Source organism: Amycolatopsis sp. SB7-3 (genome assembly GCF_041021335.1).
In the GTDB taxonomy this organism is placed as follows: Bacteria; Actinomycetota; Actinomycetes; order Mycobacteriales; family Pseudonocardiaceae; genus Amycolatopsis; species Amycolatopsis japonica.
Genome location: NZ_JBFPJQ010000010.1, coordinates 83,445 through 98,428, shown reverse-complemented (window position 1 = coordinate 98,428; position 14,984 = coordinate 83,445). Strand labels below are relative to the sequence as shown.

12 protein-coding genes are annotated in these 14,984 nt (G+C 69.8%); 2 read left to right on the top strand and 10 right to left on the bottom strand.

Annotation, left to right across the window (positions count from 1 at the left end):
• Positions 1 to 13: 13 nt before the first annotated feature.
• The 3 genes from AB8M46_RS39180 to eccB are packed head-to-tail and all read right to left on the bottom strand — an operon-like array spanning position 14 to position 2,827.
• A complete protein-coding gene (locus AB8M46_RS39180) occupies positions 14 to 670 on the bottom strand; it encodes a response regulator transcription factor (protein ID WP_037344813.1) in 657 nt (218 codons plus the stop codon).
• On the bottom strand, positions 667 to 1,395 hold the full coding sequence (locus AB8M46_RS39175) for a response regulator transcription factor (RefSeq protein ID WP_161791127.1): 729 nt from the start codon (positions 1,393 to 1,395) through the stop codon (positions 667 to 669). The genes AB8M46_RS39180 and AB8M46_RS39175 overlap by 4 nt, the downstream gene beginning before the upstream one ends.
• A 7-nt stretch (positions 1,396 to 1,402) precedes the next feature.
• A complete protein-coding gene (gene eccB / locus AB8M46_RS39170; RefSeq protein WP_394363432.1) occupies positions 1,403 to 2,827 on the bottom strand; it encodes a type VII secretion protein EccB in 1,425 nt (474 codons plus the stop codon).
• A 147-nt stretch (positions 2,828 to 2,974) separates the two neighbouring features.
• On the opposite strand from eccB, the gene AB8M46_RS39165 reads away from it, so the two are divergent.
• The gene (locus AB8M46_RS39165) at positions 2,975 to 4,048 is read left to right on the top strand and encodes a type VII secretion protein EccE (protein WP_394363431.1); all 1,074 of its coding nucleotides are present in this window, start codon (positions 2,975 to 2,977) and stop codon (positions 4,046 to 4,048) included.
• Positions 4,049 to 4,190: 142 nt separating this feature from the next.
• Here AB8M46_RS39165 and eccD read toward each other — a convergent pair whose 3' ends face one another.
• From eccD to AB8M46_RS39135, 6 genes are read right to left on the bottom strand one after another with little or no spacing between them, the layout of a single operon-like run.
• Complete coding sequence (gene eccD, locus AB8M46_RS39160; protein WP_125735313.1) at positions 4,191 to 5,567, bottom strand: type VII secretion integral membrane protein EccD; 1,377 nt, start codon at positions 5,565 to 5,567, stop codon at positions 4,191 to 4,193.
• Positions 5,564 to 5,893 (bottom strand): YbaB/EbfC family nucleoid-associated protein, encoded by a 330-nt coding sequence (locus AB8M46_RS39155; protein ID WP_016336001.1) that lies wholly within the window; start codon positions 5,891 to 5,893, stop codon positions 5,564 to 5,566. Before AB8M46_RS39155 ends, eccD begins: the two co-directional genes overlap by 4 nt.
• The gene (locus AB8M46_RS39150; protein ID WP_038522815.1) at positions 5,890 to 6,399 is read right to left on the bottom strand and encodes a hypothetical protein; all 510 of its coding nucleotides are present in this window, start codon (positions 6,397 to 6,399) and stop codon (positions 5,890 to 5,892) included. Before AB8M46_RS39150 ends, AB8M46_RS39155 begins: the two co-directional genes overlap by 4 nt.
• Positions 6,400 to 6,413: 14 nt before the next feature.
• Positions 6,414 to 7,763, bottom strand: coding sequence for a WXG100 family type VII secretion target (locus AB8M46_RS39145; RefSeq protein WP_125735314.1), 1,350 nt, complete (start codon positions 7,761 to 7,763; stop codon positions 6,414 to 6,416).
• Between the two features lie 18 nt (positions 7,764 to 7,781).
• Entirely contained in the window at positions 7,782 to 8,828 is a 1,047-nt protein-coding gene (locus AB8M46_RS39140) for a hypothetical protein (protein ID WP_125735315.1), read from the bottom strand.
• 20 nt (positions 8,829 to 8,848) lie between these two features.
• A complete protein-coding gene (locus tag AB8M46_RS39135) occupies positions 8,849 to 9,628 on the bottom strand; it encodes a WXG100 family type VII secretion target (protein WP_037344800.1) in 780 nt (259 codons plus the stop codon).
• A gap of 152 nt (positions 9,629 to 9,780) precedes the next feature.
• On the opposite strand from AB8M46_RS39135, the gene eccCa reads away from it, so the two are divergent.
• Positions 9,781 to 13,722 carry a type VII secretion protein EccCa gene (gene eccCa, locus AB8M46_RS39130; RefSeq protein WP_394363430.1) on the top strand — a complete coding sequence of 1,314 codons (3,942 nt, stop codon included), beginning with the start codon at positions 9,781 to 9,783 and terminating at the stop codon, positions 13,720 to 13,722.
• Positions 13,723 to 14,073: 351 nt separating this feature from the next.
• Here eccCa and AB8M46_RS39125 read toward each other — a convergent pair whose 3' ends face one another.
• Positions 14,074 to 14,826: a hypothetical protein gene (locus AB8M46_RS39125; RefSeq protein ID WP_394363429.1), complete on the bottom strand. Its 753-nt coding sequence runs from the start codon at positions 14,824 to 14,826 to the stop codon at positions 14,074 to 14,076.
• Positions 14,827 to 14,984: the final 158 nt, after the last annotated feature.

Here is a 14,984-nt window from a genome sequence, read left to right as displayed (position 1 = left end):
ACGCGGAGGGGGTCTAGCGCAGCAGGCCTTCCCGGATCGCCACGCGGACGAAACCGGCGCGCCGCCGCTCGCCGGTCTTGTCCCGGATCCGGTCGAGGTAGGACCGCACCGTCCGCACGCTGATGTTCAGGATCTCCGCCACGTCGACGTCCCGTTCGCCCGCCGCGACGAGCCGCAGGACCTGCTTCTCCCGCTCGGACAGGACGATCTTGGGCCCGGCGTGGCGGTCTTCGCTGTCCTGGATGATCATCCCGGCCAGTGTCGGCGACACGTACGCGTTGTCGTCGGCGATGGTGCGGATGGCGCGCAGGAGTTCGTCGCCATCGACGTCCTTGGACAGGAAGCCCTTCGCCCCGGCCTGCATGGCGCCCAGGACCTCGGGCTGCTCGGCGTGCGCGGACACCACGAGCACCTTGTGCCCCATCTGCCCCACTTCGAGCACCGCGGCGGCGTCCTGGACACCGCGCAGCTTGAGGTCGAGGACGACCACGCTGCCGGGCGGCTGCTCCTGGACGGCGAACCGCGCGACGGAGTCCGCGACGGCGCCCAGCTCGATGTCGGGCGCTTCGGTGAGGACACGCGCGACGGCGTCCCGGTACAGCGGATGATCCTCGATCACCCCGACGTTGATCGGCGTACTGCGTTTCGGCTGCTGCTCGTCTGCGTTCACCGGCGTCCTTCGAATCCGCCCGCGTCGGCGCGGGGCGCGACCGGCCGAGACGGACCGGGCACCTCCGGCGGAGACGCGAGCCCGAGCTGGATGGCCTTGCGGACCAGACCGGCCCGCCTTCTCTCTCCGAGTTTGTCACGGATCCGGTCCAGATAACCGCGGACCGTCCGGACTCCGATGCCCAGGATGCGGGCGATGTCGACGTCGCGTTCGCCCGCCGCGACGAGCCGCAGGACCTGCTTCTCCCGCGCGGAGAGCGCGACGTCCGGAGCGGACGCGGGACGGTCGGCGTTGTCCTTGATGATCATTCCGGCCACCACCGCGGAAACGTAGGCCCGGCCGCGCGCGACCGTCCTGATCGCGGTCAGCAGCTCGTCGACGTCGACGTCCTTGGACAGGAAACCCTTGGCACCGGCCGCGATCGCGCCGAGCACCTGCTCGGGTTCGGCCTGGGCGGACACCACGAGCACGTGATGCCCCAGTTCGCACACCTGGAGCACGGCCGCCGCCCCGGCGATCCCCGGCAGGCCGAGGTCGAGCAGCACCACGCTGCCGGGCGGCTGCGGGTGGACGTGGAACCGGGCGACCGAATCGACCACCGCGCCCAGTTCGATGCCTTCGGCCTCGGTGAGGACCCGGACGACGGCGTGCCGGTACAACGGATGGTCTTCGATCACCGCGACGTCGACCCGGTCGGTCTCCGGCCTGTCTTCGGTCAGCTGCACGTTCCGATCACCCCGTCCCACCCGCCGCGGACACCGCACGACCCGCTTGCGCCGGATCCAGCGCGGGACCGCGTGGAACCAGTGCCAGCAATCCATTCGGAACCGGTTGCCGTTCGGCTTGGCCGTAGCCGAGGGAAGCGAGTGCCTCAGTGCTCGCCACCGGGTACTTCTGGCCCGTGTCGGTGACGACGTAGACCGTGCCGGAACCGGATTCCGCCACCACCGCGCCTCCCGACGGGGGCACGAAGACGGCATCGGCGACCAACGCGTCCGTCCGCGCAGTCACCGGGATCGCCTTCGCACCTTGCGGCAACGGGACCTGTGCGGAGATAACGATTCGAGAACCCTGTGCGCATAACGTCACGGACTGTCCGGTAACGGGCGCTTTTCGCGGGATCCGGTCGGGATACTCCGCGGGATCGGCCCCACCCGCCCTCGCCGTGCCGACCTTCGCCACCGCGGCGACGTCGGCCGCGCGCACCGCGACGGGCGCCGGGACGCCGGTGTAGGCGTCGGCGTTCTGCGGGGTGTTGATCAGCAGGCTCGCCTCGGTCTGGCCGATCGGTTCGAGCCCTTCGGCACGGACGAGGTAGTACGACGTCGCGTCGTTGGGCGACGCCATCGCGTCGACGACGCCGAGCACCGAGCCGACCTTCGTCGAGAAGCCGCCGACCTTCGGGCCGGGCCGCCCGGCGTCTTCGACCGCGCGGTAGGCCAGATCGCGTCCGGCGGCGACGGTGCCGATCCACCGGGAGGACACCGCGATCGCCGGATAGGTGTCGAACTGCAACGCCGTGGCGGCTTCGGAAGTGAGCTTGTAGCGGCGCCCGGCCGTCACGAGGTAGCGCTCCCCCTCGGGGACGCGGACCACGACGGCCTGATCCCTCGGCAGGTCGATCCCGGCGGCGGGCGCGCCGAGGAGCACCGTCGTCTCCGGTTCGGCGGACGCGGGCGCGTCCTGGGTCGTGCGCGAGCAGCTCGTCCACGGGGTCTTGACGAGCGCGGCCGCCGCGGGCAGCGAATCGGGAGCGCCGGGGATGCCGATCTGCGAACCCCTCGGCGCCTTCGCGAGCTTGTCCGATGGGACGGTCACAGTGGCCTCGCCGTTGCCGCCCGCCATCAGCCGCGCGGAGGCGTAGTTGAGCACCGGATGCAGAGCGCCGTCCTGGCCGAGGATGTAGCGCGCGCCGGTGCCCTCTTCGACGATCACCTTGCCGCCGGCCAGCCAGTCCTTGCCGCCGGAGGGGTTCAGCAGGCCGATCACGCCGAACACCGCGGTGACCAGCAACGCCACGCCGAGTCCGCACAGGGTGCCGATGACGAGCCTGCGGCTCGGGGCGACCGGATGGTTGGCGTCAGCCGAGACCAGTGCCGAAACCAGTCTCCTGCGAAGGAATTGGTAGGCCTGGATCTGGTCCCGCTGCGTCCACACGCTCCCGTCCCCCGCCGTTCGTGCCCACCCGTTCCGAGGGTGCTCACGTTAGGTCCGGCCCAGGTTCGCGGTGAGGGTATTTTTTACGCCCCTCCCCCGCGCGGGGCGGGGTTACCGTCGGGCGCGTGCACGGAGAAGGGGAAGTCCTTGTCGGTTGATGCCCCGGCCCGCCCGGTCAAGGAACACGCGCCCGCGCGAGGTGTCGCGGGTGCGGCACCCCTGCCCTGGCTGCTGCCGGTCCGCCCGCTGCAGGCGGCGCTCTGGGAGATCGCCGGGATCGCGATCCTGCTGGCCTTCACCGTCGACGGGATCCCGCAGGCCGCGCGGATCAGCATCGCCGCCGTCGCCGGCGTCCTCGTGCTGACGACCTCGGTCCGTTTCGCCGGACGCCATGTCGCGGGCTGGCTGCTCACTTGGGCCGGTTACCGGCTGAAGCGCCGGGAGAAGCCCGAAGTCCCCGATCCGCTGCACCGGCTCGCCGGCCCGGTCCGGGTGCGTCAGCACGTCGACCGCGCGGGCAACCGGTTCGGCGTCGCCGAGGTGAGCGACGGATGGAGCGCGATCGTCCGGCTCACCCCCGGTGCCGTGGCGCCGACGCCGGACCTGCTCGTCGGCATCCTACGTGACGCGTACACGAGCACCGGAATCCCTTTGTCCAGCGCGCAATTGCTGACCTGGACAGTCCCCAATGGACAGTCGGTGCTGCGCGTTCGCTGGCTCACCGTCCGGTACCGGCCCGAGGACGCGCCGATCGCGGCGCTCGCCAGGGGCGGCGGGGAACTGGGCGCGTTGCGGAGCACCGCGTGCGCGGCGCTGTCGCTCATGGGCGCGCTGGCCGAAGCCGGGTTCGAGAGCACCGTGCTCGAAGCCGGTGAGGTGGCGGAAAACCTGCGTGTCGCGCTCGGCAGCGGCCAGGGCGCGCCGGTCGACGGCTGGCGTTCTTGGGACTGGGGCGGCGCGTCGCAGGTCTGCTACCGGCCGCGGTCCGAGCGGGATCTCGCGCGGACACTGGATCTTCACGTCCCCGGCTCGGCGTTCACCGCGACTTCGTACACGCTGTACCGCTCCCCCGGCGGGCGCGAGAAGTCCGAGGTGACCATCCGGGTCGGCGGGCGGCCGGGGGCGGAAACGGTGCGGCCGAACGGGATCGCGGTGACCCCGCTGCACGGACGGCACGCGGCGGCGGTCCGGCGGACCCTGCCGCTGGCGCTGGAGAACTGAGGGGACGGTCCGTGGAGGATTCCTTTCTTCTCTGAGGGTAGGGAAGGAATCCTCCACGGACGTGACGCATTTCGTCCTCTGAATGCGATCGTCACGTCGCGCAACGATCGCATTCAGAGGACGAAATGCGGGAAGAGAGGGATCAGCCTCGGACGGCCTCGTAGACGCCCGCGATCATGCCGACGAACGGGATCAGCGAGAGCAGCACCAGGAACTCGACGATATCGAGAGTCCTTGCCCAGTAAGGGGAACGCCGTCCCTTCGCGACACGCGTCGCGTAGGTGAGACAGACGCCCGCCGCGACGACGACGGCACAACCGGCGGCGAAGACGAACGAGCGCGGACCACTCGCGGCGAGCCAGAAACCGGCCGCCACCAAGGCCGCCGCCCCGAAACCGACGAGCACGAGCCGCTGCGAACGGCCGGCGAACGCACGCGAGCGCAGCATCAGCGCCAGGCCCAGCAGCGCGCACAGCCCCGCTTCCCAGGCCCCGCCGGACGACGACAGGACCACCGACGCCGAGACCACGACGAGCCCGAGCGCGACGAGCAGCCCGGTCAGCAACGCCTGCGCGTAAGTCGTCCCGCCGACCATGTCCTCGCCGAGTGAAGGGTTCTCGTCGGCGCGGAACGAGTCCATGTCGTCCGGCACCCGCGGCAGCGGCAGCCTGCCGAGCCGCAGCGCCATCATCGGCGCCACCGCGGCCAGTGCCGTCGCCACGACGGCGACCACGGCGGCCGCCGAAACCGGGCGGACGTCGGCCAGCAGGACGACGGCGGTGGTGATCGCGCCGAGTCCGGCCGCGACGGTCACCGCGACGAACCACGGCAACCGGTCCGCCACCGAAACGGCCGCGATCACGCCGTACACGGTCACCACCGCGAGCCCGGCGGCCAGCGGTCCCGCCGACAGGGAGAACAGCGGATGCGGCGACAGGATCGACATCCCGGCCAGCAGGGCCGCGCCGACCCCGGCGAGGGCACCGGCGGCACCGGCCTCCGCGTCGCCGTACGCGCGGCTCAGCGCGCCACCGCCAAGAACCAGGACCAGCGCGAGCAGCCCGGTCCCGATCGGCGCGAGCACACTCCCGGACGCCGCCGCCTGCACCAGCAGCCCACCGGCGAGCAGCAGCACCACGGACGCGACGATGCCCGCCTTGCGTGCCACCGACGGTCCCCAGCGGCCGGTGCCCGCCTCGGCGACGCTGGCGATCGAATCGACGACGTCGTCGAACAGCAGCGGACCCCGCGGGCGTTCCCGCGGGGTCAGATGGAGTACTTCGCCGTCGCGCACCTGTGCGGCGGCCACGGTGAGCCCGAGCGCGAGCGGCGCGCCGCCGAGGCGGGACAGCACCCAGCCGGGATGTTCGGCCGACGCCTGCCCCGAAGCACCCGCGAGCCGCACGAGCTGCGGGACGAGTTCGGCGAACGTGCTCTGTTGCGGCAGCGCCACATCGACGCGCGCCCGCGGTGTCACCACCGTGACGCGCCGGGTGGAGCCCGCGATCGCGGCCGTCATGCTTCGATCGACTTGGCGGACTCGATGACCGGGGCGAACTTCGCGCTGCTGGCCTCGGCCAGCTTCTGCAGCCCGTTGTTGACCGCCTCCAGCACGATCTCCGAAAGGTTGCGCGCGTCGTACTGACGCACCGCGCGCGGGTCGATGTCGATCGAGGTGAACCGGCCGTCCCCGCGCAGCACGACGGTGACCTCGTTCTGCCGGGAGTGCGCCTTGACCTCCATCGCCTCGACCGAACGCTGGATGCGCTGCACCTCTTCGGTCTGCTTGCGGACCTGGTCCAGCAACTCGTCCATGTCCGGCATGGCGTAGGGGTCGGTGGTCACGAGTCTTCTCCTTCATCTGCGGTGGTATCCCGCCGGACGTGGACACTGCCCACGAACCGCCGGAAGTCGTCGCCGAGGCCGCGGGCCGCCTCGGGGGTCGCGGTGCAGGCGATCTCGAGGATCAGCCGCTCGGCCGGGCTCGCCCCCGGCACGGTCAGCTGCACCTGCGTCTGGACGAGGTCCTGCCCTTCGCCGGTGCGGATACGCAGCACCTGCGTCACGCCCGGCGCGATCCCGGTGCCGATCACCTTGCGCCGCACCACTTCGAGCGCGGCCATGGACCGGCCGAGCCGTTCGACGGCCTCGTCGGCGATGTCGGTGATCTGCGCCTGGTCCGGCCGTTGCCCGACGCTCAGGGTGATGTTCGGGGTGAACTCCGACGCGGTCCCGCGGTGCACCGCCACGAAGACGGCGCCCTCGGCACCCACGGACGACGGCTCGACCGGCACCCAGCCGTCGGGGATGTCGAAGCCGAGCGGAAGGGAGACCCGGTCCTGCGTCGCCATGTCGTTCATCCCCGTCACCACGTGCCCACGTAGGAGATCGCGTCGTCCCACGCCTCGCCGACGGCGTCCGCCGCCTGGCCCGCCGCGCCGCTCACCGCGTCGACGGCCGCACCGCCGTACTCGCCGAAGGTGTCCGCGATCTTCGGCAGGTCGATGTCGATCTTCGCGCCGACCCCGGCACCGAGCCCGAGCGCGACACCCGCCTTGAAGTTGACCTTGATGTGCCCGGCGTCGTAGACCGCCTGGCCGTCGAGCTGCGCACCGAGTCCATATTGGAGGGTGCCGCTCGCACCGACGCCCACGCCCGCCACGTCCGCCGCGAGCTCGCCTTCGATCTTGCCGCCCACGAAGGCGTTGGCGTGCACGCCGACCCCGTGCGCGCCCGCCTGCAGCGATCCGTTCACCTCACCGCCGACGAACGCGGTCCCCTTGGCACTGGCCGAAGCGACGCCCCATTCCTTCTTGCCTTCGAGTTCTTCCTTGAAGGCGGCCAATTCGGCGTGCCCGGACGCCTTGAAGTCCCAGCCCTGCGTGGAGATCTTGGCGTCCCACCCCGGAGTGAAGCCGTCCTGCTCCTGCTTCCACTTGGCGTAGGTGATCTCGGTGTTGCCCCAGGCCTTTCCGCCCAGGGTCTCCGGCTTCGGCCTGCCGAACGGGGTGTCGCCCGCCCGCGGGGCGCGCGTGCCTTCGAGGCCGTCCCAGGTGAGCTTCTTCCAGCCGGAATTGCCGAACCACGAAGGATGCGAACGCGGGCGCTTGCGGCCGTCGAGCGCTTCGCCGTTGAGCCAGTACAACGGGCCGCGACCCCATTTGCCGAGCTCGTGCTCGATCCGGCCGGTGCCCTCCGGCGGGAACAGCCGCGCGAGTTCCTCGCTCAGCTCGTCGGCGATCTCCTGCGCCGCCTGCGCCGCGCGTTCGCCGAGCTGGCGGGCGGCGGAGATGAACGCGTTGACCGCGTTCGCGTTCGCCGTCCGCGCCTGGCTGGTGAGCTGCGCGGCGTACTGGTCGAACTGCGCGAGGATCGAGTCCACACAGGACTTCGCGCCCTGAAGCGCCTGCGCTCCCGCCCGCAGCCGGTTCGACTGGTCGCTCAGTTTCGCGCCGAGCTCGCCGAGTTCCTGGCACAGTTTCGCGGCGGAGACGGAGAACGCCGTGTAGGCGTCGCCTTCCCAAGACGCGTTGAGCGCCTTCGACGCCTTGCCGATCTCGTCCGCCCGGCCGGACACCGTCGACGCCCGGTCGCCGCACCGCTGACCGGCCGCGGTCAACGCCGACGGGTCACCGGTGACCCTTCGCTGGTACTCGACCACGAGCCGCCGGTAATTCGACAGGATCGAGCTGACGACGCCCGAAGCGTCGACCACACCGCTCCCCCACACGGTTTACCTGCCCTTCGCCGGTGAATCCGCGCCTGCGTCGATGTCGATGTGCTGCTCGAAGTGCTTCCCGCCGTAGTTCATGTCGATGTCGATGTCGATGTCCTGACCACCCGGCGCCTGCACGGTGGACTTGCCGGTGCTCAGGTCGGTGGTGATGGTGACGGTGTTCCCGTTGCCCGCGACCGCTCCCGCTCCCGGGAACGAGCCCGGCGAACCCGCGCCGCCGCCCGAGGGTCTGTCCACCGGGATCCAGGCGTCGGCGCCACCCGGCCAGTTGCCCTGGGATCCGTTGCCGCCCAACGCCGGCGGCCGGTACTGGGTGAACGGCGGCGTCTCGCCCGGCGTCGAACCACCGCCCGCGCCGCCACCGGAACCACCGATCGCGGCCTGCCCCGAACCGCTGGCGACCGAACCCGGCGCCTGCGGGTTGGTGACCGGGGTGCCGGAGACCGCCGAGTTGCCCGCCGCGCCGTTGTCACCGGCGTCGTTGTGCCCGAACAGTTTCTGGACCTCGCCGATGATGGTGGCGATCTGCGTGATCTGGTTGGCGAGGTCGACCACGCCGAGCGCCTTCAGCAGCGCGCCGATCGCGGTGATGAACGCGCGCAGCGAAGCACTGGTGGCGGTGGAAAGCGCGACCGCGGCACCGTAGGTCCACGGATTCGACATCAAGCCCGCGACCGTCGGGTTCACCGCCGAGACCACCGCCTTGTACGCGGTCTGCGCGGTCTTGATCAGCGTCCCGGCGATGCCGAGCAGCTCGGCACCCTTCTGCACGACCTGGATGATCTTGGTCAGCGAGTTCAGGGAATCGGTGATCTTCTTCAGCGCGGAGTCCGACGCGCCGCCGGACCAGATCTTGCCCAGCTGCTCGGCGGCCTTCGTCACCTCGTTGTACATGGTGAGGAACTCGTTGGCCTTCTTGAGCACCTCGAGCACGTGCTTCGCGATCTGCTCCGGCTGGCCGGTGAGGATCTGCGGCAGGATGGTGATCGGCCCGCCCGAGGACGCCGTGGCGTCCATCGCGCTGGAATTGGGGTAAGTCAGCATGTCGCTCCTCAGGCCCGAAGTCAGACGGAAGCCGGGCGGTAGACGCTGACCTTCGCCAGGCCGTTGATATCCGCTTCGACGAGTCCGTGGTTGTAGAGCAGCCCGCCCTCTCCGGCGATGGCGATGATCGGCTTGCTGTCGGAGAACAGGAGCGGCTCGACCACGACGACGTCGCCGCTGTGCACACCGCCCGGTACGTCGCCGAAGTTGCGAGCCGTACCCGCGTAGACCTCGATGACCCCGACCCGCGCCTGGTTGTCGGCGTCGCCGGCCAGCCAGTCGTTGAAATCCGAAACGCCGTGGAACCGCGTGTCGGTGATCGGGTGGTCGCCGAGCTGCCCCAGCCGCGCGTCCTCCAGGTAGCGCAGCACGTTGCCGACCGAAGACGGCTCGCCGTTGGCGCCGGCGCTGTCGTTGATGGCCAGGGTCGCCAGCTCGGAGGCGTGCGAGTTCCCCCAGATCGACGAGGACGTCGATCCGGCACCGCCGCCGGGGCGGCCGCCGTATCCGCCCGCGACCGCCTCGTCGGCGGCCTGGTACGCGTCGGCGCTGCTCTTGATGAAGCCGTTGATCTGCTGCAGCAGCTGCAGCAGGGTGCGGACCGCGACCACCTGCTGGCTCTGCATCGCCGTGTTGGCCGCCGCCACCGCGCTGCCGAACGTGGCGAACGACATCGGCTGCAGGACGGTGCGTTCGAGGTCGGCGACGACGTTGATGCCCTGCATGATGATGCCGCCCAGGTTCCCGACCGCCGAGCGCATGGCCTCGGGCTCCGCCCGGTACTCGCCCGTGCCGACCATGGCTCTCCTTCTCTCGTTCCCCCACGTCTGCGTGACCAGCAGCGTAAGTTCGCCACCAGACGTGAGCGGACGGCAAAAGTACCCACCGCAAGGGCGGCACGAGTGGCCAGAATGATCGGCAGGATTACCCACAAGCGGCCAGAAAGACCCTGATGAGCGCCACTCGCGACCGCCTGCCGGCCCTGGGCGAGCAGCCCGGTGAGATCGTCCTGCAGTCCCCGCCGATGCTGCCGAAGGGCTCCTCCGGCGGAGCCATGCAGCTGCTGATGTTCATGCCGATGATGCTGGGCATGGGCGCCATGTCGTTCGTCTACATCGGACGCGACGGCGGGGTGATGACCTACATCTTCGGCGCGTTGTTCCTCACCGCGATGGTGGGCATGGTGGTGATGTCGCTCGGCCGCGGCGGCGCGCAGAAGAAGGCGCAGATCAACGAGGAACGCCGGGACTACCAGCGGTATCTGACCGGTCTGCGCGGCCAGGTCCGCGAGATCGCGGACAACCAGCGCGCGGCGATGGCCGCCCTGCAGCCCGACCCGGCGGATCTGTGGGCGTACATCGAGACCGGGAAGCTGTGGGATCGCCGCAAATCCGATCCGCAGTTCGGGCAGGTGCGCGTCGGGACGGGGCCGCAGCGGCTGGCCACACCGCTCAAGGCGCCGCAGACCGTGCCGCTGGAAGACCTCGACCCGGTGTGCTCGACGAACCTCAAGCACTTCATCCGCACCTACTCGACGGTGGACGGGCTCCCGGTCGCGATCTCGCTGCGGTCGTTCGCGCAGGTCAGCCTGTCCGGCCGCCGCCCGGACACGCTCGGCACGGCGCGGGCGCTGCTGACCCAGCTCGCGACCTTCCACTCGCCCGGTGACCTGCGGATCGCGTTGTGCGTCAAGGACGACAGGCTGCACGACTGGGAATGGGCGAAGTGGCTGCCGCATGTCGCCTCGATCGCGGCCGACGCCGCCGGTCCGCGGCGGCTCGTGGACGCGGACTCCGGAAAGCTCGCCGACCTCCTCGGCCCCGACCTCGCCGACCGGCCCGCGTTCACCCGGCGACCGGACACCCGGCTGGACCTGCCGCATATCGTCGTGATCGTCGACGGCGGGCACGTCCACGGCGACACCCGGCTCGTCGCCGAAGAAGGCAGGCTCGGCGTCACCGTGGTGGAGATCGGCACGGAGCAGCCGCGTTCGGTCTCGTCGGACCGGCTGCTGAGCCTGCACATGAGTCCCGATCAGCTCGGCATGGTCGTCGGCGACGGGACGGAGCAGCGGCTCGGGTTCCTCGGCAAGCCGGACACCTTGGACCGTGGGGCCGCCGAGGCGCTGTCCCGGATGCTGACGCCGCTGTTCCAGGGGGCGGCGGTGGTCAGCGAGGCGCCGATGTCGGCGACGTTCGGGCTGGCTGGGCTGCTCGGTATCGGCGATCCGCGCGACACCGACACCGCGGTCACCTGGGCACCGCGTTCGGCACGGGACCGGCTGCGGATCCCGTTGGGTGTCAACCCCGAAGGCAGGCCCGTCGAACTCGACCTCAAGGAATCGGCGGAAGGCGGCATGGGTCCGCACGGTCTCGTCATCGGCGCGACCGGATCCGGCAAGAGCGAGCTGCTGCGGACGCTGGTCACCGCGCTCGCCGTCACGCATTCTTCGGAGAAGCTCAACCTCGCGCTGATCGACTTCAAGGGCGGCGCGACGTTCGCGGGGATGACCGGGCTGCCGCACACCTGCGCCGTCATCACCAACCTGTCCGACGACCTCGCGCTGGTCGACCGCATGGCGGACGCGCTGAACGGCGAACTGTTGCGGCGTCAGGAGCTCCTGCACGCCGCCGGGAACTACGCGTCGGTGCGGGACTACGAAAAGGCCAGGGAATCGGGCGTCAACCTGCGGCCGCTGCCGTCGCTGCTGGTGATCATCGACGAATTCAGTGAGCTGCTGTCGTCGCGGCCGGAGTTCATCGACCTGTTCGTCGCGATCGGGCGGCTGGGCCGGAGCCTCGGGATCCATCTGCTGCTGGCCTCGCAGCGCCTGGAGGAAGGACGGCTGCGCGGGCTGGATTCGCATCTGTCGTACCGGATCGGCCTGCGGACCTTCTCCGCGTCGGAGAGCCGCGCGGTGCTCGGCGTCGCGGACGCCTATCAGCTGCCGCCCGTGCCGGGTTCGGCGTATCTGAAGTCCGACAACGACACCCTCATCCGGCTCAAGGCCGCGTACGTCTCGGGGGAACTGCCGCCGCGCAGCAAGATCGTGCGCAAGGACGGCCGGAGTCTCGGCCTGATGCCGTTCACGCTGGCGCCGGTCGAGATCCCGGTGACCGTAGAAGCCGAGGAGCCGGTCGAAAAGGGCACCGGCGAGACGATCATCGGCGCGATGATCTCGCGGATCGAAGGCAAAGGCCCGGAGGCGCACCAGATCTGGCTTCCTCCGCTGGCCGAACCGCCCACCCTGGACCAGCTGCTGCCTCCGCTCGGTGAAGACCCCGAACGCGGCTTGTGCCCGCTGGGCTGGGGCGGCAACGGCAAGCTGATGATCCCGGTCGCGTTGGTGGACAAGCCCTTCGAGCAGCGGCGCGACATGCTCTGGGCCGATTTCTCCGGCGCCGCCGGGCACGCGCTGATCGTCGGGGCGCCGCAGAGCGGCAAGAGCACGCTGATGCGCGACATCGCCGCGATGCTCGCGCTGACCCACACACCGGACGAGGTCCAGCTGTTCGTGCTGGACATGGGTGGTGGCGCGCTGGCGCCGATCGCCGGGTTGCCCCACGTGTCCGGCTACGCGACGCGGCGCGACGCCCAGCGGTGCCGGCGGGTGGTGGCGGAGCTGACGACCCTGCTCGAACAGCGCGAGGAGTTCTTCTCCGCCAACGGGATCGAGTCGATCACGACGTTCCGGCAGCGGCGCTCGGAGTTCCGGGAGAGCACGGAAGGCCGCGAATTCGGCGACGTCTTCCTGTTCGTGGACAACTGGACCACGATCCGCCAGGAATACGAGCAGCTGGAGGAACAGATCACCAGCCTCGCGTCACGCGGGCTCGGTTTCGGTATCCACGTCGTCGTCTCGATCAACCAGTGGATGGGCATGCGGGCGCCGTTGCGGGACGCGATCGGCACCAAGTTCGAACTGCGGCTCGGTGAACCGGCGGACTCGCTGATCGACCGCAAGATCGCGCAGAACGTCCCGGCGGACCGGCCGGGACGCGGACTGACCGCGGACAAACTGCATTTCCTCGCGGCGCTCCCGCGGATCGACTCGGACCAGCGGCCGGACACCGTCGGCGCCGGCGGGCTGGATCTGAACCGCCGGATTTCGGCGGCCTGGACTCGTGCAGCGGCGCCGCAGGTCCGGCTGCTGCCCGCCGAGGTCCCGCTGGACTCGCTGGAAGCCGGGCCCCGCAAGCAGGTCACGCTCGGCATCGCGGAATCGAACCTGCGGCCGGTGCATCTCGACTTCGCCACCGAACCGCACTTCCTGGCCTTCGGCGATGTGGAATCCGGCAAGAGTTCGCTCCTGCGCGCGATCGCGCAGGGCATCGTGTCGAAGTACTCCCCGGAGGAAGCGGCGATCGTGGTCGCCGACTACCGGCGCGGGATGCTGGGCGCGGTGCCGGATTCGCATCTGCTCGGCTACGCGGGTTCGGAAACCGTGCTGAGCGGGCTGATCGAGCAGTGCCAGCAGGCGATGCGGAACCGGCTGCCCGGCGCGGACGTCACGCCGGAGCAGTTGCGGAACCGGTCCTGGTGGCGCGGTCCGGAGCTGTTCGTGCTCGTCGACGACTACGAGATGGTCGCGACCGTCGGCCGGAACCCGTTGCAGCCGCTGCTGGAATTCCTGCCGCAGGCACGGGACATCGGCCTCCACCTCGTCATCGCGCGCGGCAGCGGCGGCGCCGGACGATCCCTGTTCGAGCCTGTGCTGCAACGGATCCGGGAGCTGGGTTCGCCCGGTCTCGTGATGTCCGGTTCGCGGGATGAAGGGGCGCTGCTCGGCGACGTGAAGCCGGGACCGCAGCCAGCCGGGCGGGGTGTGCTGGTGTCGCGGCGGCATGGGACCGGGCTGGTGCAGGTGGCGTGGACGAAGCCGGTGGAGGACTGAGCACCGGCGGTAGCCGGCTGGTACGAACAGCGTCTGGAGTTGCTTGCCGCGACCCCCACCGGCCGCACCTACACCGCAGCCCCCCAACCGCGCGGGATTACGGAATGACTCGCGGGGATGTCCCCGGCGCGATGTGTCCACAACGGACACCTTGCGCGGACTGCGCGCCCGATTGATGTCATGGAGTCCGATTCCTGCGGGGGTCGTGAGTGGTAAAGAGGGTTAGAACGACCATTGCCACTCACGACCCCAGGGCCACACTGCGCAAAGTGCCCAAATCAGACTCTTTTTCCTCGAAAAGTGTCCTTATTGGACAGCCTGAGGGGCATGCCAGACCTCCCCGACGAACAGCTACCCCTCAGGACAAGTACTGATGCACCGCACCGCGATCGTGGTGCTCATCTCGTTGCCGGGCCCGGAGATCATGCCGGTCAGCAGTTTGTCCAGATCCTCCCGCACCCCGCATCCCGAGAACGGCGGGATCTCGAAGCTGCTCGTGAGCACCGTCGGCGGCGCCGTGTCCTGCAACCCCGTCAATCCCTTGACCTTGATCGTCAGCGGAGCCGCCGTTTTGCAATTGGGTCCCAGATCGAGCACCTTGGCATCGACCTTGGTGTCGCTCAGGCGAAGGCCGAGACTGAGCGTCAGGTCGATGATCACCGACAGGTACTTCTTGCCGTCCGGGAAAAGCCTCGGGGCCACCACACCCGCGTCGCCGGGGTTCTTCACCAATACCCCGTGTTGGTCGCCCTCGGAAACCAGGCTGACAGTGCTCGTCACCGGCATGAAGCGAAAAGCCACGAAATACGCGCCCACTGTGGGTGGCAAAGTGATCGACCCCGTGAGGGTTTCTTTCACCGAGTCGACAGTGCCATCGAAACGTCCCTCACCGGTAGCCAGTTGAGAGTTCAGCTTCGCGATCCGCGACACGGTATTCCGCACGAAATACGACGCCTTCAAACCCGCGGCCATGGTGGGCGCGTCCGCACGCGGAGCGTCGACCTCGCCCTGGGCGGCGGAAGCCGAGCTCAGCGAAAAGGCTCCCAGCGAGAGCACCACGCCGGCCGTGAGCAGCCGGAAGGCGCGTCGATTCGCCAGAGTCATAGGGCTCAAATCCTTCACAGCCAACGGAATCGAGGTAGCGGACCGAACCGTACTCGGCGCCGTTCGCACCAGGCAATCCATACCCGCGCGCTTGTCATCCGCCTCAGAAATCCGGCGCACTCGATTGTGACGCGCGTGATAACGAATCGAAGGGGTTG

Coding starts and splice junctions, on each gene's coding strand:
- eccD (WP_125735313.1), bottom strand. CDS start 5,567: ATGACGGCCGCGATCGCGGGCTCCACCCGGCGCGTCACGGTGGTGACA.
- AB8M46_RS39150 (WP_038522815.1), bottom strand. CDS start 6,399: ATGGCGACGCAGGACCGGGTCTCCCTTCCGCTCGGCTTCGACATCCCC.
- AB8M46_RS39140 (WP_125735315.1), bottom strand. CDS start 8,828: ATGCTGACTTACCCCAATTCCAGCGCGATGGACGCCACGGCGTCCTCG.
- AB8M46_RS39135 (WP_037344800.1), bottom strand. CDS start 9,628: ATGGTCGGCACGGGCGAGTACCGGGCGGAGCCCGAGGCCATGCGCTCG.
- eccCa (WP_394363430.1), top strand. CDS start 9,781: ATGAGCGCCACTCGCGACCGCCTGCCGGCCCTGGGCGAGCAGCCCGGT.
- AB8M46_RS39125 (WP_394363429.1), bottom strand. CDS start 14,826: ATGACTCTGGCGAATCGACGCGCCTTCCGGCTGCTCACGGCCGGCGTG.